Genomic DNA, 25500 nt, shown 5'->3' with positions numbered 1-25500 from the left:
TAATTAGTATAGATCTGATCTGTAGTAAGTACAGATCAGATCTATGCTAACTGGAACTAAGCTTATCCACAGGCCTCTCATTTTTGCTGTCATTTGTCGTGCTAAATTAAAAAAAAAACACTTTGCAATGGACAAATTTATTCTTCAGTTAGTAAAAATTCGGTTTATTAAAGCCTAGTTAGTAAAAACCTGATCTGAAATCTCATGTTTTAACTTTTTCTTAGTAAAATATTGATCTGTGCATTTTATTTGAAGTCAGATCACTTTTATACTAACTTAAACATTTAACTTTTGTGGCTTTATGTGTTGTTATTAGCTGTCACAATAAAAACGGAAATAAAAACCATGAGCCGAAAGGTCAACATCTCGGTAGATAACTTGCCCGATACACTTAGGGGCCAAATTCACGGGGTGGAAAGTGCAATTGATAACGAAAGCTTAGCACTATTTACAGATAATAAAGATGTGCGAATTTCGATAGAAAATGCAGCCCATGGGTTACGCGCTTACTCTAACACATTTAACCATTATGATCTGTGGGGACGCTTTGTTCGCTCAGGACATAAAAAGCTGCCACTTGAAGAAGCCCCTAAAAAAACCATTATTACACGTAAGATATCTGAAAAAGTAGACGGTATTTTATACGATGGTGAAATTAAAATAACACCGGCTGTGGTAAGTACTCGTAAAGATGGTGAAGACGTAGAATACTTAGTTTGGCCATCAGATAGAGAAGAAAAAGTTGAGCGTGCACTTATTCGCCTTGCTTCAAAAGGTAAAATAGTAAAAATTAATTTTAAGTCCGGTATTCAATATGCCGTTGTGTTTTCTATGAACGAATTAGCACAAGAACTTAAAGCGGTAGGTCAATCTATGCCTTACCCACAAATTAAAGAATCGCTCGAAGCATTACAAGGTTCAAAACTTTCTTTTAAGTATTCTGCTACTGACACTAAAAACTCTGATATTGATGATTCGTTCTACGAGTCGAACATGAACTTTTTATCGTCTTTACACTTTAGTGGTAAAAAAGGCCAAGGCGGAAATGTTAAATGTGTAGCGTGTTTAAATGCGTTTGTTCATAACATGATCGATAACCTTGAATATAAAGGTTATTATTTTAATAGTGCTCAAGAGTTAAAGCGCGGATTATCGCGTTGGATGATGCTACGTTTATATCATTTATGGCGCTATGCTGCCCCAGGAAAAACATACCATTTTAGACTGTTGTCTATTATGGAAAAATATGGCTCTATCTATTCAACTGATGATATTACCGAAAATAAATTAAAAGCACTGCGCCGTGATATGACTACCACGATGAAAGATTTAATAGAAAAAGGAGCAATATCTGAGTACAGCATTACTAATGTAAAAGATGATAAAACAGGTAATATTGTAGATTACACTTATGAAATGCACCCATCTGATCAGTTTTGTGAGGAGATACTGGCATTAAATAAACATAACAAACGGATAGAGATACAAGGTGGTAAACGCATTGTTGAAAATGCAGTATTAATTGATGAAGATAAGCTGGAAGAAATTGTAGAAAAATAATTATATTAATTTTTACCAGTAGTTATATTAAAGGCCACAGTAAGTGGCCTTTTTAACATAATTACTTTGTTACTTGTTCTAAATATAAACGGTCTACCAGAAAGTCATACTCACGTTTTCGTGGATGTGATAATGGTTTTTCGTAACTCGGCAGTTGGCCATACTTAACATCGGGTTGTGGGTTTACAAGAATAAAAGGTAAGGCCGCACTAACATGATAACGATTTTGAGCCGTGTATCTAACATTAACTTGTGGGCTAACTCGGGTAGGGCGCCTAATTCGTAATTTTTCTTTTTCACCTAGACTGGCAACACGAACTTGCTCTTGAGCAACCAATGATTGCCATTTTTGCTGATCAATCATTCTTGGGTTTTTGTACCCAGCGGACTTTTCGAGCATTTCAAGAGCCATCTTTTTTGTGAGTGTTTTAGTGGCGTGTTTATGCATCCAAGTAAAACGAACTGAAAAAGGGGATTCGCTTTCGCTATGAATTTTACGATAAGCGGCAAGCGTAATTAAATTTGGCATAGCATTATGCACGGCTTCAAATCGAGCATCGTTATTGTCTATCGCCAAAATACAATTTTTAAATGCCGCTTTTGCATTATTAACTTGAGCAATCCGATCAATAATGGCTTGTTTATTAGCGTCTTGTATAATTAATAAACCAGGGTGGCGCTTTAATACGCGACTACTCAGACCAGGCTTTTTATACATATCAGAAAAAGAATTTAAAATAGCCTTTTGTGCTAGTTCCCCTGTAATTTTAGATACTGCAATTGACTCGGGAATTATATTTTCATCTATACTGCTTATTTCTGGCAGTTGATAGTATTCAGCCTTAGCAAACCCATATTCTTTAAGCTCCTCTATTAGCCTAAGCGTTAACTCATTGAGTAAATCAAACTGACTTCTAATTTGTACTTTCGTAACCATAACACAACCGAGAACACATCTTACGATTTAGAGATTTTCGCAAATAAACTCTTCCTTTGATAGTTTTTTTTTAAATTTTACTCTTTCGCTAAGATAAAACTTGAAATTAGATAAGGTATGATGTGTTCTTAATTGTTGGTGCGGTCATTTTAATAATAATATTTTCTAACTTACTAATAATTATATATAAACGCAGAATGAAGGAGTGGGTATAAACCAGCAGAACTACTTAGCTAGCATATATATTTGAAACTACATAACTGATGGCTGATATATTTAATTTTAACTGTAAAGTTAAGAATACATATAGTTAATTTAAGTATGATGTGTTCCTAGTGTTAACATTATCTTATACTGCTTAGCTAAGTGACTACAAGCAAAGCTTAATAAATACCACTCTTACTATTTATCCTATTGTTTTTTAATGCATTAGTGTTCTTTGTTTATATATTTATTATCAATAAAATAGTTAAATCATAGATAATAATCCTATTTAAATTTAACTAATAACTAAATAATTGGTAAATAGTCGATTTAGTCCTTGAACAAAGCCCTCTGCATACGTTAATTTCAATACATCAGGTAATAGGAATGAGGAATGAACATGCAATCGTGGAACCCAAATAGTTGGAGAGAACTGCCAATACTGCAGCAGCCACAGTACCCAGATCAAGACGTATTAAAATCTGTTGAAGGCCAGCTTAAAAGCGCACCGCCTTTAGTGTTTGCAGAAGAGACTAGAAGTTTGTTTAAACAACTTGAAGATGTGTGTGAAGGCCGCGCATTTTTACTTCAAGGTGGTGACTGCGCAGAATCATTTAGTGACTTTAACGCTGCAAATATTCGCGATACATTTAAGACCATTTTACAAATGGCTGTAGTACTAACCTATGGCGGTAAATGCCCAGTTGTAAAAATTGCACGTATGGCAGGTCAATACGCTAAGCCACGCTCAGCCGACTTAGAAACAATAGACGGTGTTTCGTTACCATCTTACCGTGGTGATATAGTAAATAACTTTGAGTTTACTGAAGAAGCACGTATTCCAGACCCTCAGCGTTTAATGACCGCGTATCATCACAGTGCGGCAACTCTCAACCTACTACGTGCTTTTGCACAAGGTGGACTTGCTGACTTACATCAGGTTAACCGTTGGAACATGGGCTTTGTTGCTGCTAATCCACAAAAAGCAAAATACCAACAGCTGGCAGATAAAATTCAAGACGCTTTAGAATTCATGGAAGTATGTGGTATTAATTCAACTATAGCGCCAAGCTTAAAAGAAACAGATTTATATACATCACACGAAGCGTTATTGCTAGGCTATGAAGAGGCATTAACCCGTAGAGACCATTTATCAGGCGACTGGTACGATTGTTCAGCGCACTTTGTTTGGATTGGTGAGCGTACACGTCAGTTAGACCATGCTCATATTGAATTCTTTAAGGGCATTAAAAATCCAATAGGCGTTAAAGTTGGCCCAGGTATGGATCCTGACGAACTTATCCGTTTAATTGATGCACTAAACCCGGATAACATTCCTGGCAGGTTAACGCTCATTACACGAATGGGTGCAGATGTATTACCAGAGAAGCTACCGGCGCTTGTTCGCAAAGTACTGCAAGAAGGGCGTAAGGTAATTTGGAGCTCAGATCCAATGCATGGCAATACAGAGAAAGCCAGCTCAGGTTATAAAACTCGCAGCTTTGATAACATTATGCGCGAAATTAGTCAGTTCTTCGCTGTTCACAAAGCTGAAGGCTCATACGCAGGTGGTGTTCATTTAGAAATGACCGGACAACATGTTACTGAATGTACCGGTGGTGCATACGGTTTATCAGATGATGACTTAGCGCAGCGTTACAAAACTCAATGTGACCCTCGCTTAAATGCCGATCAAGTATTAGAGCTTGGCTTTTTAGTTGCAGACCTTTTAAAAGATGCTCGCAAGTAATACGCCTTCTTAATATGTTAAAAGCCGCTATTAATTAGCGGCTTTTTTATGTGCTGGTTGTAATTACATGCTTAAATCACATGTTAGTTTGTTAGTACTTACGACGCTCAAGACCTGTATCAGAAATGATTTTTGCTGAAATCTCTTCAACCGAATGGTGGGTAGAATTTAAATGAGCAATTTTATGCTTTTTATAGAGCATTTCTACTTCGCGCACTTCAATACGACACTGTCTAATTGATGCATATTTTGAATTTGCCATTCGTCTATCTCTGATCGCAGCCAGTCTCTCAGGGTCTATAGTTAAACCAAACAGTTTATGCTTATAAGGCACTAAGCACTTGGGTAACCCTTCGCTTTCTAAATCATCTTCTGTGATCGGATAGTTAGCCGCTTTAATACCGTATTGCAGGGCTAAATAGAGGCTTGTTGGCGTTTTACCACTTCGACTAACGCCAACTAAAATAATATCAGCCTCAGCAAAGTTTTTAATATTACCGCCGTCGTCATTCATTAAAGCATAGTTAACTGCATCAATTCTAAAGTCATAACTTTTTTCGTGTATTGAATGGGTTCTATGTACTTTAGGTACTGGGGCAACGTTTAATTCGCTTTCAATTTTTTCGCTATAGGTTGTTAAAAAGTCATACGAGACAGCATCTGCAGAGCGAATAATTTCAGATAGTTTATGGTTCACAAAAGTAAAAAACACTAGAGGCTTCTCACCTTGCTTAGACGATGTGGCGTTAATAAGCGCTTTGATTTCATGCGCTTTTTCTTCGGTTTCTACAAAAGGAATTGTTTTATGATTAAATTCGACAGGAAATAAAGACAAGGTCGCATGACCAAACACTTCAGATGTGATTGCCGTACCATCTGAAATATAAAACGCAGTTCTCATAAAGCCTCTTTTTTATTACATTTAATTTTAAAATAAGTGTATCACGGTTTACGTGAGGACGTTTGCCAGTGTAGAATGGGGGCGACCTTTATAAAAGGTTTTCTTTCTTAACTCTCACAGTTAGTACTACAATTTGTTTTTTGGAGAAAGATCCGTGCAAGAATACGTTCTCTGGTATCAAGAGCTTGGTATGCAAGATGTTCCTCGAGTTGGTGGTAAAAATGCCTCACTTGGTGAAATGATTTCAAACTTAGCTAACGCAGGTGTGCAAGTCCCAGGTGGTTTTGCTACTACCTCAGACGCTTTTAACGAGTTTTTAGAACAATCAGGACTCAACGCAAAAATTCACGACATTTTAGATACTCTTGATGTTGATGATGTAAACACACTCGCCAAAGTCGGCGCCGATATCCGTCAGTGGATTATCGATACCCCATTCCAACCTAGTCTAGATAAAGCAATCCGCGATGCATACAGCCAACTTCATGGTGACGCTTCTGCAGATGTTTCATTCGCTGTTCGTTCATCAGCTACTGCTGAAGATATGCCAGACGCCTCGTTTGCAGGCCAACAAGAAACGTTCTTAAACGTTGTTGGTATTGATTCTGTAATGACTGCTATTAAACACGTATTCGCTTCGTTATTTAACGACCGCGCTATTTCTTATCGTGTTCACCAAGGCTACGATCATCGTGGTGTAGCGTTATCAGCGGGTATTCAACGCATGGTACGCTCTGATAAATCAGCATCAGGTGTAATGTTCAGTATTGATACTGAATCGGGCTTTGAAGATGTAGTGTTTATCACATCAAGCTATGGTTTGGGTGAAATGGTTGTACAGGGTGCGGTTAACCCAGATGAATTTTATGTTCATAAACCAACGCTACTTAAAAATAAGCCAGCTGTAGTACGTCGTAACATTGGCTCTAAAGCCATTCAAATGATTTACTCTCAAGACAAAGCTCATGGCAAACAAGTAGAAATTGTTGACGTAGACTCTGCACTTTCAAACAAATTTTCGATTACAGATGAAGAAGTGCAAGATCTTGCCAAACAAGCTGTAATCATTGAAAAGCATTACGGTCGTCCAATGGACATCGAATGGGCAAAAGATGGTAACGATGGCAAACTATATATAGTTCAAGCGCGTCCAGAAACTGTTCGCTCAAACGAAGACACAAACGTAATGGAACGCTTCCAACTAAATGGCAGCAGCAATGTTGTTGTTGAAGGCCGTGCAATTGGTCATAAAATTGGTAGTGGTGTTGTACGTGTACTTGATTCAATCAAAGAGATGGACCAAGTACAAGTAGGTGACATTTTAGTTACCGACATGACAGACCCTGATTGGGAACCTATTATGAAACGCGCGGCTGCGATTGTTACAAATCGTGGTGGTCGTACATGTCATGCTGCAATCATTGCACGTGAGTTAGGTATTCCAGCCGTTGTTGGTTGTGGTAATGCAACAGACTTAATTAAAGCAGGTCAAGAAGTTACTGTATCATGTGCCGAAGGCGATACAGGTTTCATCTACGAAGGTATTTTAGACTTTGAAGTACTTACTTCACGTGTTGATGAAATGCCTGAACTTCCAATGAAAGTGATGATGAACGTAGGTAACCCAGATCGCGCATTCGATTTTGCACGTTTACCACATTCAGGTGTTGGCCTTGCGCGCGTTGAGTTTATCATCAACCGTATGATTGGTGTTCACCCTAAAGCGTTATTAAATTTTGATGCACAAACAGATGCATTAAAAGCAGAAATCACAGACATGATTGCCGGTTACGAATCACCTGTTGAATTCTATATTGGTAAACTGGTTGAAGGTATTTCTACCCTAGGTTGTGCGTTTGCACCAGAGCGTGTAATTGTTCGTATGTCTGATTTTAAATCAAACGAATATGCTAACTTAGTGGGCGGCCAGCAATACGAGCCAGAAGAAGAAAACCCAATGATTGGTTTCCGTGGCGCTGCACGTTATATCTCTGAAGACTTCCGTGATTGTTTTGCACTTGAGTGTGAAGCTATAAAACGCGTAAGAAACAGCATGGATATGACCAACATCGAAATCATGATCCCATTCGTACGTACCCTTGAAGAAGGTAAACGCGTTATTGAATTACTTGAAGAACATGGCCTTAAACGTGGCGAAAATGGTCTTAAAGTAATCATGATGTGTGAGCTTCCGTCAAACGCATTAATGGCTGAAGAATTCTTAGAATACTTCGATGGTTTCTCTATCGGTTCTAACGATTTAACTCAGTTAACGCTTGGTCTTGATCGCGACTCAGGTTTAATTGCTCACCTATTTGATGAGCGTGACCCTGCAATCAAAAAGCTACTTTCTATGGCTATTAAAACAGCCAAAGAAAAAGGTAAATATGTAGGTATTTGTGGTCAAGGTCCTTCAGATCATGAAGACTTTGCAGCATGGTTAGTAGAGCAGGGCATTGACTCTGTTTCGCTAAACCCAGATACAGTACTAGAAACATGGTTATACTTAGCAGACAAACTTGCTAAGTAAGTTACCTCGTTAAAAAATGCCAGCAACTGCTGGCATTTTTTATGATTAAAAATTAATTTTTTGCTAATTTTTTATCTAAATAGGCACATGAACGAGTCAGTGCTTTTTGACACCAAGTTAAATACCCTCTTGCTTTAGGGTAATACATAGAAAAGCAGAATAAGCCTGCAATAAAAAATATTAACGATGGCCCTGGCACCACAGCAAACAATAATCCGAGTAAAATAAACAGTGTTCCGCTGATCTGCATTAGTAGTTTTTTCATATAAACCTCATAGTAGGCGTTTAACTTGATTATAATTGCAGCTGCTCATATATCGATAAAAAGAGTGTTACAAACTGTAAAATCTTCAATTTCTATTAGCCATCGCCATGATATAATTACACAAATGCATTAATAAGCGCCGCCATGATAGCAACTATTACACAACAAGATGCCGCGACCGAGCTTGTCGCAAATTATTTAAATACTATAAAAAATCAAGGGTTTACTGGAGATACAGACGCAAGTTATGCAACCAGACTCACAGCATCAACTGATAACAGTATTTACCAGCAGCTTCCGCAAGGTGTTATTTTTCCTAAAAGCGAAAAAGACATTCAAGTTGCTCTGCAAATAGCATCGCAAGACCCTTTTTTATCGTTAACTTTTGGTCCTCGCGGTGGCGGCACAGGAACAAATGGTCAATCTTTAACGCCTGGTATTGTGGTTGATTTATCACGTTATATGCGTGAAATCCTCGAGATAAATGTTGAAGAAGGTTGGGTACGAGTTCAAACTGGTGTGATAAAAGATCAACTTAACGACTTTTTAAAACCGTATGGATTTTTCTTTTCACCCGATTTATCTACCAGTAACCGCGCCACTATTGGCGGCATGATCAGTACTGATGCATCGGGGCAAGGCTCCTTAGTTTATGGCAAAACCAGCGACCATGTTTTAGGACTAACCACCTATTTAGTTGATGGCACTGCAATGTCTACCAGTCCAATAGACATTGAAAAAGCAAAAATAATTGCCCAACAGGAATCCTTAATTGGCAAACTCTACAAAACAGTATTAGACATATCACTTAATGAACGCGACGCTATATTAGCCAAATTTCCACGGTTAAATAGATTTTTAACCGGTTATGACCTAGAGCATGTGCTAAGTGAAGACTTACAAACTTTTGATATGAGCCGCTTAATAACCGGATCAGAAGGCTCTTTAGGCATAGTTACTGAAGCAAAATTAAACCTAACACCTATCGCAGAATTTAAAACCCTCATAAATATAAAATATGACAGTTTTGATTCTGCGCTTCGCCATTCACCATTTTTAGTTGATGCCCGCGCAACTTCAGTTGAAACCGTTGACAGCAAAGTATTAAATCTTGCCCGCGAAGATATTATTTGGCATTCAGTATCGGACTTAATAACCGACGTTGCTAATAAAGATATGCAAGGACTCAACATGGTTGAGTTTAATGCCGTATCACCAGAAGACATAAAAAACAAAGTAGACACTTTGTGCAAATTGTTAGATGAGTGTGTAGCTAACCAAACTAATGGCGTTATTGGCTATCAGTTAACCAGTGATAAAAGCGATATACTGAAAATTTATGCAATGCGTAAAAAATCAGTGGGTTTACTCGGGAATGTAAAAGGCAGCCAAAAACCTCTCGCGTTTGCAGAAGACACCGCCGTTCCACCAGAAAATTTAGCCGATTATATTGTTGAATTTAGAGCGCTACTTGATAGCTATAATTTACAGTACGGTATGTTTGGTCATGTTGATGCTGGCGTTTTACATGTTAGGCCAGCACTGGATATGTGCGACCCTGAACAAGAAAAATTACTGCGCACTATTTCAGATGAAGTAGTAAAACTCACCGCAAAATACGGTGGTTTGATGTGGGGCGAGCACGGTAAAGGTTACAGAAGTGAATACGGTCCTGAATTTTTTGGTGAGCATTTATTTACGCAATTACGAAAAATAAAATCGGCGTTTGATCCAAATAATAAAATCAACCCCGGAAAAATATGTACCCCGCTTGAAAGTGAAGACTTACTAGTTAGCGTTGATGGGCAAAAGCGTTCTTACTTCGACAAGCAAATTTCAATTGATGTTAAGACCAGTTTCAACAATGCAATGACCTGTAATGGTAACGGCTTATGTTTTAATTATGATGAAAACTCTCCAATGTGCCCGTCGTATAAAGTAACTGGCGATCGCCGTAATTCGCCAAAAGGTCGAGCAGGGCTAATGCGTGAATGGTTACGTCTTCAAGAGTCAAAAGATGTTAATTTACTTGAGGTAGAAAAAGAACTTAACAAAGGTGAAGTCATTACTTGGTGGGAGCGCTTTGTTCATAGCAGAGAGAAAAAACAAGGCGTTTACGATTTTTCGCATGAAGTAAAAGCCTCAATGGATGAATGTTTAGCGTGTAAAGCGTGTACTACGGCTTGCCCAATTAAAGTAGATGTGCCAACTTTCCGTGCCCGTTTTTTAAATTATTATCACAGTTATTATGCCCGACCACTTAAAGATTACTTAGTGGGTAATATAGAAAACAGCGCACCGTTAATGGCAAAATTTGCGAGGGTTATTAATCCAATTGTAAAAACATCATTAGTTAGTGGCCTCATTAAAAAAACCGTAGGCTATGTTGATACCCCTCAGCTAAGTATTCCTGCACTCAACAAACGTGTAAACAAAACGCAAAAATTTAATTTAGAATTACTTAAAAAACTAAGTACCGATGAGCAAAATGATTATGTACTCATTGTTCAAGACCCATTCACCAGCTTTTACGAAGCAGAATTGGTTGAGAGTTTTATTACACTAATTACTCAGCTTGGAAAAAAACCAATGCTGTTACCCTTTAAACCCAATGGCAAACCTCAGCACGTGAAAGGTTTTTTGCATGAATTTAAGCTAACGGCAAAAAATGCTGCAGAGTTTTTAAATCAGCTTAATGATATTAATGCACCGCTAGTTGGTTTAGATGCGTCGTTAGTGATGTGTTATCGCGATGAATATAATACAATTTTAGAAAATAACCGTGGCGATTTTAATGTGCAACTTGCGCATGAATGGTTAGAAACACAATCGTTCAGTGCTTTAGAAGCTAAACAAATAAATACTGAATTTACCTTATTAAGTCACTGTACCGAAACGACTGCATTACCAAAAGCCGCAAGTGTGTGGAAAAATATTTTTGATCAGCTTGGTTTAACATTAAACACCACAAGTACTGGATGTTGTGGTATGGCCGGCACTTATGGTCATGAAGCACAAAACCAAGCAAACTCCAAAGCACTTTATGAAATGAGTTGGAAACCTATCGTTGATAAAAATAAACCTGAGCAACTTTTATCAACTGGCTTTTCATGTCGTAGCCAAGTAAAACGTTATGAAAAATTTAAGCCTAAGCATCCAATAGAGCTACTGGCAAAAGTACTTAGTTAATGATTTAACTAAGTAAGCTGTAAAATAAAAAGGCGCAACTTATTATTAAGTTACGCCTTTTTATTTTTGTTTATATTTATTTAGTTTTTTTAGCAAAACTGTCTGCAATGGGTTTTGTACTAATACCATGAATAAATACACTAAATAAAATTGTGGTCATAGCAATGGTCGCAATTTGAAATTTATTTTCTATTTGTGTATCAATAACCATTAAAGTAAAAACAATCGAAGCCAATCCTCGTGGCCCAAACCAAGCAAACGTTAAACGCTCTTTTATTTTTAATGACGTAAATTGCAATGACAACATAACAGGAATTATTCTGATCAGTGTTGTACTAAGTAGCGCATAAATTATTATTTCAGTATTTAATTTCGGGATCACTAAATAAGCACAAACAAAACCGAATAAACACCAAATCATTAAAGAGGAAAAGTCAGCTATATGCTCTGAGTCTTCAATCAGCTCTTTGTTTATTTTGGTGCTCGCGTATTTATCAAATAAAAGCCCCGCTACAAATACGGCAATAAATCCACTGCCATGAAAATATTGTGTAAGTGAAAATACAGCCATAGCAAAACCCAATAGTAAAAACGGGCTAGTGTTTTGGGCAAAGTAATGTCGCTTCATTGCAAAGTTTAAACACGGAATAAAAACAGCAATACTTGCAAATGCAATTAATAATGCAACTCCCAATTCTCTACCAAACACACTTAACGTTTGTGTTGCAGTAATTGCGGATTCAGGATTTTTTGCAAGCAGAATAAATATTAAAAATATAGGCACACATAAGCCATCATTTAAGCCACTTTCAGTATTAATACCTTCTCTTATTTTTTCAGGCACTTTTGTATTACTTAATAACCCCTTACTTAACGCCGCATCGGTTGGGGTTAATATAATTGCGATAAGTGCTGCTTGAATTAATGAAAGCTCAGCAAATAAAAATAACGCGGTTACAATCCCGAGTAATAGGGTTAAAGGTAAGGCAACAAATAAAAGTAAACTAGGATATTGAAAACTATGCCTTAATACTCCTAATTTTGACTTTGCTGCATCGGTAAATAAAAAGATACTGAGCGTTAATTCTATAAAGGGCAGTAAAAACCGCAAGCCATTTTTAAAATTTTCACTTTCGTTCGGAGCTATCAATGCTAGCAGTATCCCCCCTATAACAAAAAACATCGGCCCGGTAATTTCTGTTTTTTCTAATTGGCGCAGTGTTATAGAATAAATTAAAAATAATGCACCAATAAAAGCAATAACTAAGTATTCCATTAAATCTTCCTTTTTATTCCAGACTTTGCCCGTTCTTTAATATTTGTTTGAATATATATTTGATCGGTTGTGGCTATTTTTGCGTGACCTAAATCTTCAGATAAATGCTTTAAAGGTCGAGTTTGTGCATCATGCGTTGCACCGGTATGTCGAAGCCAATGTGCAGTGGCCGCTTCTAATTGTTCCGCGTCATCTTTAAACCCATCATCAAGTAATGACTGCTGAGCAATATCAAAACTTTGTTGTACTAAACGACGAATTTGTCTTACTGTCATACCACCTTGACCACGAATTTTATGCACTAACGGGTCGGATTCGTCAACACGGGGCAGGGCAGGCAAACCACGGTATAACCGATAACGTTTTAAATACTCAAGAAAATCATCACTTAAAGTTACATCTCGTAATTTATTTCCCTTACCCATTATACGTAAAAACCAAAAGCCATCGTTATCTTGCCAAAAATGAGACATAACAGGTGACCATTGTGGACGTTCTGATAATTCTGATATACGTAAATATAATCCTTTTAAACAGGCGAGAGTAAAAAGGTTTCTTTCATATTCTGGTTTTTGTTCACACAGATCACGCGTTACACCAAATACGTATTCCCATTGAATATCGCTTAATGTATCGGGAATTTGTATTTGTGATTGTACAACCAAGTAGGGACTGTTTTTCTTAACAACAGGTACAAAGTTAGCGAAGGTTTTTTCTTCTAAAATAGCGAACTTGTAAAATACATTAAGTGCAGTAAACATTGCGGATAATGTTTGCTGACTCGCAATAGATTCTTTTTGCATGAAAGGGCGCCAATTTTGGTTTAACCGACGTACTCCTTGCTCATCTTTATAGCGCCACTGCACCGAAGTTGATGCCCACTTTTTATCCGGCTCGACCATAAAATCAACATACGCCTCAATGTCTTCACGCTTTAAATCGAATACTGATTTTTCAGCTATAAGCCATGACCACAAATAAAATCGTTCTAATTCATTGCGAAAACGACTATAAGTTGCTTCTGATTTTCGGCCATAAACATATAAAAATTGGTATAAAAAGTTAAGATCGGCCTTTGATTCAGTTACAGTCAAGCTGACTTGCTGTATAAAAGAGGCTAGTTCTGGATATTCTGATTGGAGTGTATTATCTTCAAGGTGAGCTATTTGATAACGTAATTGTTTTAATGTATCGACCAGAGCAACAAGCATAATAGTAAAATATATAAGAAAATAATAGACTTATAGATTAACCTTAAAGTCCGATACTGTCTAGTATTGGACATAACGAATTTTGATATTTATGCTAAATGCAGATTTATTAACCATATACCTTATTAAAGGAAAAATCATGAAAAAATTACTTCTGTTGAGCATGTTAGTTATTAGCGTTTTATTAACAGGTTGCGCTACTACAGGCAGTGCTTCTCCTGGAGAGAAACGTGCTTTAGTACAAAGTATGAAATCGAATACATTAACTGCTCTATACGAGAAAAAACCAGATGTTAAAACTCAAATTGCAAACTCTGCCGGTTATGCTGTATTTGATAATGCCAATGTAAACGTTATTTTAGCCAGTTTTGGTGGTGGGTACGGTGTAGTAAAAAATAACCTAACCGGAAAATCTACCTATATGAATATGGGCGAAGCTGGTTTAGGCTTAGGTTTAGGTGTTAAAGATTTCAATATTGTGATGGTTTTTCATGATCAAGCAGCGTTAAATAGATTTATTAAACATGGTTGGGCGTTCGGTGGTAATGCCGATGCTGCTGCAAAATACCAAGATAAAGGTGGTGCTTTAGTTGCCGAAGCTATTGCCGACCAAGTTACTGTATACTCTTTAACCGAAAGTGGCCTTGCACTACAAGCCGTTTTAAAAGGCACTAAATTTTGGGTAGATTCTGAGCTAAACTAAGCTATCAAAACCCTATCATAAGTGGGCTAGTTTGTGTGATTACGCCCACTTTAATTTAAACACCTCAATTTAACATAACGTAATTTATGGGCTGTCGCTATTACGCAAATGCGTCCTCAGTTGGTGCATTCGCTAGTCCTGCAACTAGTGTTAGCGCTACACATGCTGCACTAATCTTTTTTACAATTTCAGACCAGATTTTGCCTTCTTCCTTAGACTTTGACTTTTCTATAGCAAGTTTAAGTAAGGCTTCCTTTTGATCCATACCTATAGCATTAGCCATTGCAATACACTGATTAGCTGTAATATGCCTTTCGCCTTTCTTAATTTTACTCATGTTTCCTGAGTTAAATTCCTCAAAATCAGAAATAACTTGTTTGTCCTGAGTATAACCTTTGGATTCTTTATATTTTTCAATTAGTTCGTAACTAAAATTCATAACAATCTCCTCTGTATTTCATTATAACTGTCAAACTTGATAATTAAAAAGTTTGACAAGAGTCACACGTGACCGCTAGACTCCAAAAAAGAGTCCAGCATGACAGTTTGTCAGTTTAACAGGGAAATACGGATATGAGTTCTGATAAAAACACATTTAATTTAACTGATTCTATTTTGGCTGATTCAAATCCAAATGAAATAGTTGAATGTGACTCATGCCCTTGGACAGGTTTCCGTTATGAGCTTGATGTTATAACTTTAGAAAATGGTGATTTAGCAAATTGCTGCCCCGTATGCTGTGATTTATCTATTAGTTATATGGGTTGTGATGAGGTTTTAAAATGAACTCATTATCTAATGCCCAATATTCTCAAGTTTTCCCGCTAAATACAGCAATCAATTTAACGGCAAATTTACGTCCTGCATGTACTGCAAAAGACGTTTTTTCTAACCTTTCTAAGCCAATTAAAGAACGTTTTTTCGACTTTGAATCATGGCGAAATCGTATTTTTGAACGTCACTCTAACCTTGCACATATGCTTAGCACCGGTTACTTTTTGGCTGAAAAATTCAACAATTTAGCTGAAGCAAACAAGCGTTTAAAGTCTGCTGATATCGTTTTAACCCTTGGGAATTTTAAACACGGTCATATAAATCTATCATGTTCAGACGATGAACTATGCGAAATTGCAGAGCAAAAAGCCCGTTATTGTGAGCTGAAAATAAGTAAAAACGGCCATACTTTATCTGTATTTAACATCCTGGTTAAATACTTAAATTCCTTTGATATTCAAGAGCCTGAACTAGTTTCACCTTATTGCACACACTTTTCAGCAGACTCTTTAACAGGTATTTTAAATCGTTTTGCTGACCCTATTTTCTGGCGTCGTAAACTACGTAAAATCCAAGCGTTTACTATCGAACAACTTGCGCGTGATTTAAGACTCGTACATAAAAAAGCAAGTGCTTATGTGTCACAACCAACCATCCAGAACCGCCGAGAACGTAAGCGCAAATCAGCCGAAATAATGTCTGATTTATTTGTTGTTCCGAACGATGCAAACCCGTTTGATGAGTTCGAAACACTTCAATCAATTATTGAACGTTCACACACTTCAGGCAAACAACAAGCGGCTGAATTAATGGTAAGAATTCGTGGCTTTGAAGAACTAGCGGACATGCATGGCCATCGTGGTGAGTTCTATACATTATCAGCACCAAGTCGTTTTCATGCAGTTCACCATACAGGCCGACCAAACAATAAATATGATGGTTCAACCCCACAAGATGCACAGGAATATTTTAACGGAATTTGGAAACGTGCCCGCGCCCTATTCTCAAAACAAAATTTACGCCCTTATGGATTCCGTGTTGTTGAACCACATCATGACGGCTGCCCACACTGGCACATGCTTTTATTCATGGAAAAAGGCGATGCGATACAAGTTCGTGCAATCCTTAAAAAGCTTTGTACCGAAGATACACCAACCGAATTTAGAACAAGCACCACCCGCTTTAAGGCTATTACGATTAATAAAAGTAAAGGCTCTGCTGCTGGCTACATTGCTAAATATATTACTAAAGCCGTAACTGGTGACAGCATCGATAAAGTGATTTGTTCACAAGCTGGTGAAATGAAAATACTTCCAGCCGATGCCGCAGAACGTGCATCTACTTGGGCAAGCACTTTTGATATTAGACGTTTTCAGCAAATTGGTGGCCCATCAGTCACCCTTTGGCGTGAACTTAGACGATTAGGCCAAGGTGATACTGGCAAATGTGAGGTTGCAAATGCAATGAATACAACACTAGACACAGTTTCAAAATACGCACTTGAGAAGGTACGCCAAGCTGCTGATTCATCAGATTGGAAAGCATTTTGCCTTGCAATGGGTGGCGTACAAGTTAAACGCAAAGACCAAACGTTACGCATTCACTACCAATTGCCCGATATTGTTGACCGTATTACTGGTGAGGTTAGCCGCAGTGAATCTAAATCACCCTACTTTGCCACTAAATATGGCGACCAACCAGCTAACCGAATTTTAGGCGTTGCTTGGGATGCTGTTGTTGTAATTACTCGACGCGGTACTACCCAGATACTCACTGAAAAAGATATTAAATCGCAACGTAAAATCATGTGCGGTGTGTCTGAACAAATACAAGGTTGGCACGATGACGGCCGCTTATTCGCACCTAGTGATGAAGATATGCAGTTCCTTGAAGCGTGCGTTCTTGAGGATTATCAAAACATGTGCTTATTCATGGATTACGAAGCTCTGGCTGGCAACATTTCGAGCGACGAAGTCGCGAGCTTGGACTTGTGTCATTAAGTGTAACTATTAATAAAACTAAACCCTATTGGAGAAATTATGAATATTGAAGGCGCTATTACAGACCTAGTAAAAGTAAATCGTACAGATGATAAAGGCGCTCCCCTGCCTACAACTGGCGAATTTAAACTTCACACAAAAAACCCAGCTCAAATTTTATCTGTAAAGGTATCTGCTGACCAATTTAACGATGGTACTTATCAGCAATTGGAAAGCTTGCAATCTGACCCTAACGGCTGGGGCTTAAAGCCTGTTTTACTCAATATTGAATATTACGAAGGTGCTAACGTAGCACGTCAAATGGATTGGAAAGGTTTCCGCTTACATAGCTTACCTACAGAAACAAAGCAGGTTAAAAGCTAGTCATGCAATGTATTTATCTGAATGCTGACGGCACGTTAACCGCTACAAGTGAAACACTTGAACAATGTTCTGGTTACGTTCTCGTACCCTCACATGAAGCGGCTTCATATGTTGAAAGCATTCAGATAACGGCTCTGGATATTGCAGGGTCATTCACTTGGGGCTTCGGCCTCATGATATTTTTTGGCTTCCTATCCTATAAAGCAAAGGTCGCCAAAATGGTTATAAAACAACTTTAAAATTAAGGAAATTATCATGGCTGATATATTCGCAGCAGTAGATTTAACAACAGTAGCAGCATTCGTTACAGGTGCAATGGTTATCGTTGTTGGTGTAGCAATGGCGTTCAAAGGTGGCATCTTAGGTAAACGTGCTATCAAAGCGGTTTAATTAAGGAGTTAATTATGGGCGGCTTAATCGTCGCCCTTATCCTCACTATTATAGCGATGATAGGGGCTTTAGCTGGTTTTATAGTTTGTCGAAATTTCGGTTGGGGATAACAGCCAATGAAAATTTTAATATATACACTGGCGCTTATGAGCGCTTTTTTTGTTTCTGCTCAAACTCAATTGGGTAAGATTCCTGCTACTTCTGAGACTAAACCAACTTTACTTTGTACTGTTAATTCATCTAATCAATTTACAGTTCCTCAAGATGATACTTCAGCTTGTGAATCAGCAACCTTATCCTCACTTGATACTTCACTATTGCCCTCACCAACTGATGATTTTTCACCTTATGTACCTTTGGGTTCACCATCATGTACTACCGAACAGATAAGATTTGATAGGTATAGAGTTACATGTAAACAAGAATATCATTCAGTATCTCCAACTAAACCAGATGTTAGGTTATATACATTATCTTCATTGTCTTCATTAACTTCACCATCAACTGGTCTTGTTTATCAATGTAAAAACCCTGACTTTCCTGATGGGCCTAAAGATGAATTTGATGGTCACTGGTGTTATGAGCTAGAAAAACAACCAGAACCTGAACCCTGTTCAGAATTTGGCAATAACTCTTTTTTACCCAACAAATCAGGCGTTGGCCAATCTGGTGAAAATGCTTGTTATACCAATCCAACTACAGGCCAACAATGCCAATTTAAACAAGGTAACGATAATTTCATTGCAACTGGTAAATCATGTGATGGTGATGAAAATGACTACGGTGACAAACCAACACCCGAACCAACTCCTGACGGTGGTGACGACAATTGTTATAACTACGGTTCCCAAGGCCAAGTTCTTATATGTGATGTAGACCCAAACGAGGGTTGTAACGCAATAGTAGTTAGCGGCCAACAACAATACCAATGCCCTCATGGTTGCGGTTCTATGGATGGTGTTTATTTTTGTACTTATGACGATAAAGATGGTGATGGCATACCTGACGATAAAAACGGTAATGGTGTACCTGACAAAGATGAAACTTGTGAAAATGGTAAATGTACCCCTAATAGACCTGATGATAATACAACTCCAACACCTGAAACTCCTGATATGACTCAAACTAATACCCGTTTAGATAGCGTTATTGGTGAGCTTGATTCTATAGGCGGAAATATTAGAAAAACAAATCAAACCCTAGACGGTATTAATTCAGGCATACAGGGCATTAAGCAAGGTCAAGATAAATCAAATGGCTTACTTTCTGGTGTAGAAAAAAATACCAAATTAACTGCTGAAAATACCGATGTTATCGCGGGTAATACAAAAGGTATTTTAGATTCAATTTCAGAAACTGATATAGGCGATACATTTAACCCTGAGGGTTCTTCTAGCTTTTACGAATCAGCTTATGAAAATGGTTGGCAGGGAGTTTGGGACGAAAAAAGCGATTTAATTTCTCAGACTGGTTTGTTTGTTTTTTTAAAACAATTTCGTCTTACCTCTGGAGGTTCTGCACCAGAAATGAATATCTGTTTTGATGTACTCGTTAATTTGGGCTGTAAAACTTTAGATCCAAACTGGGAGCGCTTAATGCCATTTTTAAGAATTTGTATATTTATAACTACCGCTTTTGTTTGTCGCAGAATTATATTTGGAGGTTAATATGTTGGATTGGTTAGCAACAACTTGGAACGAATTTAAACAGTTTCTTTGGAGCATTGTTTTATCTGTTCATGAAATTTACAAAGATTTATTTACGTGGATTTTTGAGCAGATACTAGACCTTTCACATTTAGCTTTAACTGGTATGGACTCATATTTTGATACCTTAGATATAACTTCTTATCTATCAGGTATACCCTCTGGCTTACAGTGGTTTATGTCATCTATTGGCGTTCCCCAAGCGCTTACTATGATTATGACCGCTGTAACTATTCGCATATTACTTCAACTTATCCCATTTACTAGACTAGGGAGCTAATCATGATAAACGGAATACAAGGTAAACCAGGGGGAGGAAAAAGCTATGAAGCTGTTGTTACTCATATCATACCCACAGTCACAAAAGATAAACGCAAAGTAGTAACAAACTTACCTCTAAACGTTGATAAGTTTTGTGACGTATACGGTGAATATTGCAGAGACTTAATTGAAATAGTAGACGGTGAATTTCACAATTATGGCGGTGAGCGTCCATTTTCAAAGAAAGACCATTATTTACAATACGAGAACTGGCAAAACGAACAAGGCCAAAAAGTTTACTTTTTTATAGATGAGTGCCACTTGGCCATGCCCAGTACTGGTACTGAAAAAGAACTAACTGAGTTTTTTAGTATGCACCGTCACTATGGTTTTGACATTATGCTAATTACTCAGAACTTTAGGAAAGTAAACCGAGATATAAGGGATATGATACAAATGTCATATCGCTGTATAAAAAAATCCCACATGGGGCAAGATGATAAATATATCTTAAAAGTTCATGATGGCGTAGGTACTACAAACTCATCTGTATTCAGAACTGACGAACGGGTATATGAAAGCCGTTATTTTCCATTTTATACCAGCCATACTAAGAATAATAAATCTGTTCAGGAAGCCATAACCAAAGACATTAAAAAATGGTATAACCACTGGAGTATATGGGGCGCAGTAATTACAGTTCCCTTAGGTATATTTATAATAATTGGCGCTCTTTCAGGAGGTGAAAGTCTTGAAGAAAAAGCAAAAAAAACAAAGGAACTACAGGCAGCTGTTACAACTTCTTCACCTGTTAACGCTCAAGAACCAGCGCCCAACACTGTTTCACATTCACAAATTCCAATAAACAAAAGCGCCCCTGCACCAAAAGACGTGCCTAAACCTGAAGAACGTGAACCAGAAAAACAAAAGCACCCATTTTATAAAGTTGCGCTTCATATTGCTGGTTGGGGAGAATATACCGAACTAGGCAAGTTAACTAAAAACTATTATCTAAGCGCTAGCCAAAATGGACAGCACATATTTAATTTATCACTTAGGGACTTAATGCTTGCAGGCTATTCAGTAGTTGTTAGGTCTAGCTGTATGATTGAAATTAAATATAACTCTTATCATGATTTTTTAACATGCGATTCTCCAACAGTGGAAGTATTCGATGAAAGTAATGAATTGACAGAGTAGCGAGGAGGGGCCCGCTCGCGGGAGGTGTCCTTGCTACACAGTCAATTACATACATAACAACCCCGTCACTGGTGACACTATGACTAGAAATCAAAAGTACGAACAAAAGCAAAAAGGCAAAGGGTTAAAAAAAGTAACCCTTTGGATACCTGATAACTCAGAAATTGAGATAAAGCAGATGGTAGAGTTTTTGATTGATAACCCTGACCATATACCTTTTATGGCTCGAAGCATTACAACTGGCCGTATGAAAAAGGCTGTTTAATACACTTATGGCTTTAGCCATGTAGACCGCACACAAATATTAATTTAGCATTAACGTAAATCGGTCGTAACTAAGCGAAGCGCAACCCCTGCCCTTAGTTACTCGATACCGCGCTTGCGCCCTTGATAAACCTATTCGGAGTTAGATAATGATTAATCATTGTGATTTTTTTAAAAGGAGTAAAAATCACAATGTTTAAATCAGAATTTCATAAACAGTTTCTTTCTTTATTTGGCTATGATTATGCAAAAGGTGCCAAAGAACTGGGCGTAAGTGAAAGGCAAGTAAGGCGCTATGTGAAATCAGGTAAAGCCAGTCTCCCAGTAGAAAAACTAACAGCTATTATTTATCGAGGTTATTTACCTGCTACTGGAGCATGGGCAGACTGTAAAATTTCTGTAGATGATCATACAATGAGTACACCTTGGGGCGAAGTTAAACCCTCTGATGTTCAGCTCGTTCATCGTTATAAATGGTCTGCTAGAAAGTCAGAATCTATGTACAAAACCCTTAAGGAAAATCATAAAACACAGGATAATTATTTATCTGACTTACAAGACCAATTACTTAATATTATTGGTGAAATATCTGAAAGGACAGGAAGCTAAATGGAATTAAACTATTTAAAACTATACTTCTCACTTACTCTTGCTGGTTTAACAATTTGGGGTGTCGATGAAGCCGTTGATTTATATAAAATAAAACTTGTTGCTGATGCTGCAAGTTCAGCTATGAAGCAATCTAGGTTAGAGGCTAAAAGTGCATCAATTAGAGCTCAAACTCAAGCTTTGAAAGAAAAAAACCGCAATCAAATTATCAGTAGGCAAAACGCACAAAGAGAAGCAGTGATAAGGAATGCCCAGAGAACTAACAATGAAATTTGTTCATTCTGGAGAGGTGAATATAATTCTTCACGTACCGAAACTAACAAAGTCATGATGGATGGTGCATGTGAAAGAGCTTCAAATCCGCCAGACATGTCTACTAAAACTCTTAATCTTAAAGGTAATAACTAGGTCAAACTGTCACATATGACAGCAAATATAAACTACTAATAAAAAGGGGCTTTTCGCCCTTTTCTTAAATATTACGTACCATAACTTATGGGTTGTCTTTTTTGGCTAATTTAAATAAGTCACTTAGCCTATCTCCTTCAATTGGCAGGTTGTAGAATTTCCTATCACGACAACACAATGTTTACACCTTGGTGAAAGTTAAGCCGTCTGATGTTCAACTCGTTCACCGATATAAGTGGTCAGCAAAGGAACATGAATCCATTTATAAAACACTGAAAGAACAAAATAAGACACAAGACCAATATTTATTTGATTTGCAGAGCTAATTACTGGATATTATAGGTGAACTTGCAATAAAAACAGGTAGTTAATTTAAGGGGGAATTCTCCCTTTTAGGGGAGATTATGCCAACTGATTCAAACCATCATTCAAGAAATTTAACTGTATATTCCTTCTTTTTTATATTGTATTGGCTTTTAGGCTTAGAACCTACAGATGACAATATAAGATTAACTTTTGTTAACTTCTCTATTCATAACACTGAGGTCTTACCATACTTAACGCACGGCATATTATTTTATTTTGCTTGGCGATTTTATTTAAATTCTAAGGAAATGGTTAAAACTTCATTTATTGAATTTTTTAATACTTTTTCTAACCTCAACAATAGTGAAGCATATCCGTATGAGAAATTATTGAAGATAGCTAATCATGATTTTAAGACTAACCATGAGCAGAAGTATAAAGATTCTTTAAAGCAACACCTTAAAAGCAACGTTAAAGATGTTGAAGTTACATTCAACATAAGTTCTTTCGTTATTAATGATTCTAATAATAGATTAGATCTCATTGTTAGAGGTAAATATCACACCCCAAGAGATAACTATATTAGCCTTCCCACTCAGAATTATCACATTGTTCCTTATTTATTGAAAATAAAGAAAAGAATTTATTCTCATTTAATAATTTGGAGGTTTATAAAATTTTCTTTTCTAACCGAAGCGTCTCCAAACTTTTTTTTACCATGGGTTTTATTTTTATTAGCAATTACTACTTCAATTTTAAGATATTTTTGTATCGACTTCGTTTAAAAATTACTTTTCTAAAAATTGACACACTGTCAACCACGACAGTTATCGTAAGTGATTAATAAAAAAGGGCTTTTCGCCCTTTTCTTAAATATTACGTACCGTAATTTATGAGTTGTCATTCTATTCCCTAAAGCATTACATCCTATATTTATCTAATCACGACTCATTTCATCCATATACTTCTTTGTCAAAATTGAGCTTTGTATCCACGTACAAGTTAATTGAATTAAGATTTTTAAATCTTTAAGATCATGGTTTTCCCATTTTCTAACATAGTGTGTTTCATCATTACCAAGCCATACAGCTCTGTTTGCACAGTTTTTTAGATTTTCATCTGTTACATAATTATTTATAACACGACTTAATTGATTTGATTTTATGTCTTCTTCTTTATCTGGTTTTATACTTATACAATAATCTTTAATTAAATATTCAAGGGCTTTTCTATAGCCAATACCTGCCAATTCATCCAATTGTTTAGACTCAGCTTCACTAGCTTGAGTGAATATTTTTTCAAATGATTCTGAAGTATTAACTATTTCTTGTCCAATATTTGGAGCATTAAAGACATTAGTAATTGAATGATCAAATTTGAAATTATGATTATATGTTCCGTGAGTTTTACTGTAACGGCTAATATAAAATCGTGCGCAACTTAGGTTCATGCACTCCATAACAAGTTCCAGTTTTGTTTTTCTATTTTCAATATCACCAGTGAGTTTTGCAAAAATATTTGCTGGCAATTGTGCTTGATTGCAAATAGGACATTTATCTGGAGCTCTATCTATATCAACCGTAATGCCGCAATCTAATTTAATCCTCTTATGCATTTTAATTTTTCCTTTTTAAATCATTATCAAACGCTTCAGCTAATTTCTCCGTTTCACTAAATACGGTATTCCAATATTTAATGCGGGTGTCGGCATCGAGATCAGTAAAGTCGTTTCTGTCTGGGATTTTTCCGTAAGGTAAGCCGGCTATAAATTCTTTTGATGGGGTGATCATCACAACGTTGTCGTAATTTTGTGGTGACACTTTTCGTTTTAAATTTTTATCGAACCACCCTGCCTTTGGATCTGAATTAAAATGTGGATATAAAATTAAGCCAGGGTTATTAATTTTTAAATCAAAGTGGTAATCAATAATGCCGCCATCGCGGTAAATCCCTGGTGGCGAACCGGCAATATTTTTTATACCTTGCATTACTAGTGGTATAGAGCCCGATGCCAATAAGGCATCTTTTAAATTTGTTTGTGTGAGTGCGATATTTTTGGTTTTAAAATTGTAGCTGTCAGTAATACTTAAATCACTATTGGGCGCGCCAAAAATAAAACGCTCATATTGCGAGCCTAATAATTTTCGATTAATTCTGTTAAGCATATAACTTTTTGATAAACCCAAAAGCTGTATTAATTTATGTTCGCTGGCAATAAACCCGTTAGATTTTGCGACAATAAAATGCGCTTTAAAAACAGGATTATTTATAATTTCAGTAACGCCATCATCACCAAATACATCATCTAATAATGCGCGGGCTTTTAGTGTAATTTCAGCGGGCGTTGGTTTATTACTAGAATATCGGGTTTGTGAATACGATTTTGCTAACCGCTTAATGGCTGCAACTGGATCGTTTTGTGCAAAACACGCTGAACGAAAAGCCCCTGCAGATGAGCCAATTAAATTAAGCGGTTGGGTGCGATGTTTAAAAAATTCGCCAAATATATATTTGTCTAAACCAAATAAGGTAAACCATTTAGGGCCACCACTTGCCCCTAAAAACGAGGTAAAAAACTCGGGTTTAAAACCTTGTTCGTTTATTATTTTTGCTGCAGTTTTACCCGCATAAATGTCGATCATCTAAAAATACTACCTGTAGAGTCGCAGTTTAATGTTGTTAAAGCCAAATTT

24 protein-coding genes are annotated in these 25500 nt (G+C 37.0%); 16 read left to right on the top strand and 8 right to left on the bottom strand.

The window, feature by feature from the left end:
* The first annotated feature begins 345 nt into the window (after nt 1-345).
* Nucleotides 346-1560 carry a replication protein A gene (locus tag CWB78_RS15225; RefSeq protein ID WP_138596332.1) on the top strand — a complete coding sequence of 405 codons (1215 nt, stop codon included), beginning with the start codon at nt 346-348 and terminating at the stop codon, nt 1558-1560.
* A gap of 61 nt (nt 1561-1621) precedes the next feature.
* On the opposite strand, the gene CWB78_RS15220 is transcribed toward CWB78_RS15225, so the two are convergent.
* The gene (locus CWB78_RS15220) at nt 1622-2497 is read right to left on the bottom strand and encodes a DNA replication terminus site-binding protein (protein WP_138596330.1); all 876 of its coding nucleotides are present in this window, start codon (nt 2495-2497) and stop codon (nt 1622-1624) included.
* 604 nt (nt 2498-3101) lie between these two features.
* On the opposite strand from CWB78_RS15220, the gene CWB78_RS15215 reads away from it, so the two are divergent.
* Nucleotides 3102-4451: a class II 3-deoxy-7-phosphoheptulonate synthase gene (locus CWB78_RS15215; protein ID WP_171040353.1), complete on the top strand. Its 1350-nt coding sequence runs from the start codon at nt 3102-3104 to the stop codon at nt 4449-4451.
* Between the two features lie 91 nt (nt 4452-4542).
* Here CWB78_RS15215 and ppsR read toward each other — a convergent pair whose 3' ends face one another.
* Nucleotides 4543-5352 carry a posphoenolpyruvate synthetase regulatory kinase/phosphorylase PpsR gene (ppsR, locus tag CWB78_RS15210; RefSeq protein WP_008108730.1) on the bottom strand — a complete coding sequence of 270 codons (810 nt, stop codon included), beginning with the start codon at nt 5350-5352 and terminating at the stop codon, nt 4543-4545.
* A 154-nt stretch (nt 5353-5506) separates the two neighbouring features.
* Here ppsR and ppsA point away from each other — a divergent pair, with 154 nt between their 5' ends.
* A complete protein-coding gene (gene ppsA, locus CWB78_RS15205; RefSeq protein WP_008108727.1) occupies nt 5507-7882 on the top strand; it encodes a phosphoenolpyruvate synthase in 2376 nt (791 codons plus the stop codon).
* Between the two features lie 52 nt (nt 7883-7934).
* On the opposite strand, the gene CWB78_RS15200 is transcribed toward ppsA, so the two are convergent.
* Nucleotides 7935-8147: a PGPGW domain-containing protein gene (locus CWB78_RS15200; protein WP_008108725.1), complete on the bottom strand. Its 213-nt coding sequence runs from the start codon at nt 8145-8147 to the stop codon at nt 7935-7937.
* A gap of 144 nt (nt 8148-8291) precedes the next feature.
* Between CWB78_RS15200 and ydiJ the strand changes: the two genes are divergently transcribed.
* Nucleotides 8292-11336, top strand: coding sequence for a D-2-hydroxyglutarate dehydrogenase YdiJ (gene ydiJ / locus CWB78_RS15195; protein WP_138596326.1), 3045 nt, complete (start codon nt 8292-8294; stop codon nt 11334-11336).
* A gap of 76 nt (nt 11337-11412) precedes the next feature.
* Here the strand turns inward: ydiJ and CWB78_RS15190 are convergent, their stop codons facing one another.
* Both CWB78_RS15190 and CWB78_RS15185 read right to left on the bottom strand, forming a co-directional pair.
* The gene (locus CWB78_RS15190; RefSeq protein ID WP_010388805.1) at nt 11413-12612 is read right to left on the bottom strand and encodes a cation:proton antiporter; all 1200 of its coding nucleotides are present in this window, start codon (nt 12610-12612) and stop codon (nt 11413-11415) included.
* Nucleotides 12612-13823 carry a tyrosine-type recombinase/integrase gene (locus tag CWB78_RS15185; RefSeq protein WP_008108719.1) on the bottom strand — a complete coding sequence of 404 codons (1212 nt, stop codon included), beginning with the start codon at nt 13821-13823 and terminating at the stop codon, nt 12612-12614. The genes CWB78_RS15190 and CWB78_RS15185 overlap by 1 nt, the downstream gene beginning before the upstream one ends.
* Nucleotides 13824-13962: 139 nt before the next feature.
* Here CWB78_RS15185 and CWB78_RS15180 point away from each other — a divergent pair, with 139 nt between their 5' ends.
* Nucleotides 13963-14526 carry a lipid-binding SYLF domain-containing protein gene (locus CWB78_RS15180; RefSeq protein WP_008108715.1) on the top strand — a complete coding sequence of 188 codons (564 nt, stop codon included), beginning with the start codon at nt 13963-13965 and terminating at the stop codon, nt 14524-14526.
* A gap of 100 nt (nt 14527-14626) precedes the next feature.
* On the opposite strand, the gene CWB78_RS15175 is transcribed toward CWB78_RS15180, so the two are convergent.
* Nucleotides 14627-14965 (bottom strand): DUF3693 domain-containing protein, encoded by a 339-nt coding sequence (locus tag CWB78_RS15175; protein WP_029771881.1) that lies wholly within the window; start codon nt 14963-14965, stop codon nt 14627-14629.
* 134 nt (nt 14966-15099) lie between these two features.
* On the opposite strand from CWB78_RS15175, the gene CWB78_RS15170 reads away from it, so the two are divergent.
* From CWB78_RS15170 to CWB78_RS15125, 11 genes are all read left to right on the top strand, one after another.
* Entirely contained in the window at nt 15100-15312 is a 213-nt protein-coding gene (locus CWB78_RS15170; protein ID WP_138596324.1) for a hypothetical protein, read from the top strand.
* Complete coding sequence (locus CWB78_RS15165) at nt 15309-17300, top strand: replication endonuclease (RefSeq protein ID WP_138596322.1); 1992 nt, start codon at nt 15309-15311, stop codon at nt 17298-17300. Before CWB78_RS15170 ends, CWB78_RS15165 begins: the two co-directional genes overlap by 4 nt.
* A 39-nt stretch (nt 17301-17339) precedes the next feature.
* Nucleotides 17340-17663, top strand: a complete 324-nt coding sequence (locus CWB78_RS15160; protein WP_249930466.1) for a hypothetical protein — start codon at nt 17340-17342, stop codon at nt 17661-17663.
* 255 nt (nt 17664-17918) lie between these two features.
* A complete protein-coding gene (locus CWB78_RS19085) occupies nt 17919-18053 on the top strand; it encodes a hypothetical protein (RefSeq protein ID WP_283957130.1) in 135 nt (44 codons plus the stop codon).
* A 116-nt stretch (nt 18054-18169) separates the two neighbouring features.
* On the top strand, nt 18170-19720 hold the full coding sequence (locus CWB78_RS15155) for a hypothetical protein (RefSeq protein ID WP_138596318.1): 1551 nt from the start codon (nt 18170-18172) through the stop codon (nt 19718-19720).
* A gap of 1 nt (nt 19721) precedes the next feature.
* A complete protein-coding gene (locus CWB78_RS15150) occupies nt 19722-20039 on the top strand; it encodes a DUF2523 family protein (protein WP_138596316.1) in 318 nt (105 codons plus the stop codon).
* A 2-nt stretch (nt 20040-20041) separates the two neighbouring features.
* Nucleotides 20042-21220 carry a zonular occludens toxin domain-containing protein gene (locus CWB78_RS15145; protein ID WP_138596314.1) on the top strand — a complete coding sequence of 393 codons (1179 nt, stop codon included), beginning with the start codon at nt 20042-20044 and terminating at the stop codon, nt 21218-21220.
* A 79-nt stretch (nt 21221-21299) separates the two neighbouring features.
* Nucleotides 21300-21485 carry a hypothetical protein gene (locus CWB78_RS15140; RefSeq protein ID WP_055012695.1) on the top strand — a complete coding sequence of 62 codons (186 nt, stop codon included), beginning with the start codon at nt 21300-21302 and terminating at the stop codon, nt 21483-21485.
* Nucleotides 21486-21676: 191 nt separating this feature from the next.
* Entirely contained in the window at nt 21677-22093 is a 417-nt protein-coding gene (locus CWB78_RS15135) for a hypothetical protein (protein ID WP_055012696.1), read from the top strand.
* Nucleotides 22094-22501: a hypothetical protein gene (locus CWB78_RS15130; protein ID WP_138596312.1), complete on the top strand. Its 408-nt coding sequence runs from the start codon at nt 22094-22096 to the stop codon at nt 22499-22501.
* Between the two features lie 404 nt (nt 22502-22905).
* Nucleotides 22906-23592: a hypothetical protein gene (locus CWB78_RS15125; protein ID WP_138596310.1), complete on the top strand. Its 687-nt coding sequence runs from the start codon at nt 22906-22908 to the stop codon at nt 23590-23592.
* 152 nt (nt 23593-23744) lie between these two features.
* Here CWB78_RS15125 and CWB78_RS15120 read toward each other — a convergent pair whose 3' ends face one another.
* Both CWB78_RS15120 and CWB78_RS15115 read right to left on the bottom strand, forming a co-directional pair.
* Nucleotides 23745-24422, bottom strand: coding sequence for a DUF4145 domain-containing protein (locus CWB78_RS15120; protein WP_138596308.1), 678 nt, complete (start codon nt 24420-24422; stop codon nt 23745-23747).
* A 1-nt stretch (nt 24423) separates the two neighbouring features.
* Nucleotides 24424-25449, bottom strand: coding sequence for a patatin-like phospholipase family protein (locus tag CWB78_RS15115; RefSeq protein WP_138596306.1), 1026 nt, complete (start codon nt 25447-25449; stop codon nt 24424-24426).
* Nucleotides 25450-25500: the final 51 nt, after the last annotated feature.

The organism is Pseudoalteromonas sp. S1612, from assembly GCF_005887175.1.
Lineage (GTDB): Bacteria > Pseudomonadota > Gammaproteobacteria > Enterobacterales > Alteromonadaceae > Pseudoalteromonas > Pseudoalteromonas undina.
Note: the sequence above shows the minus strand (reverse complement) of the source record. Positions and strands in the feature narration are given on the sequence as shown.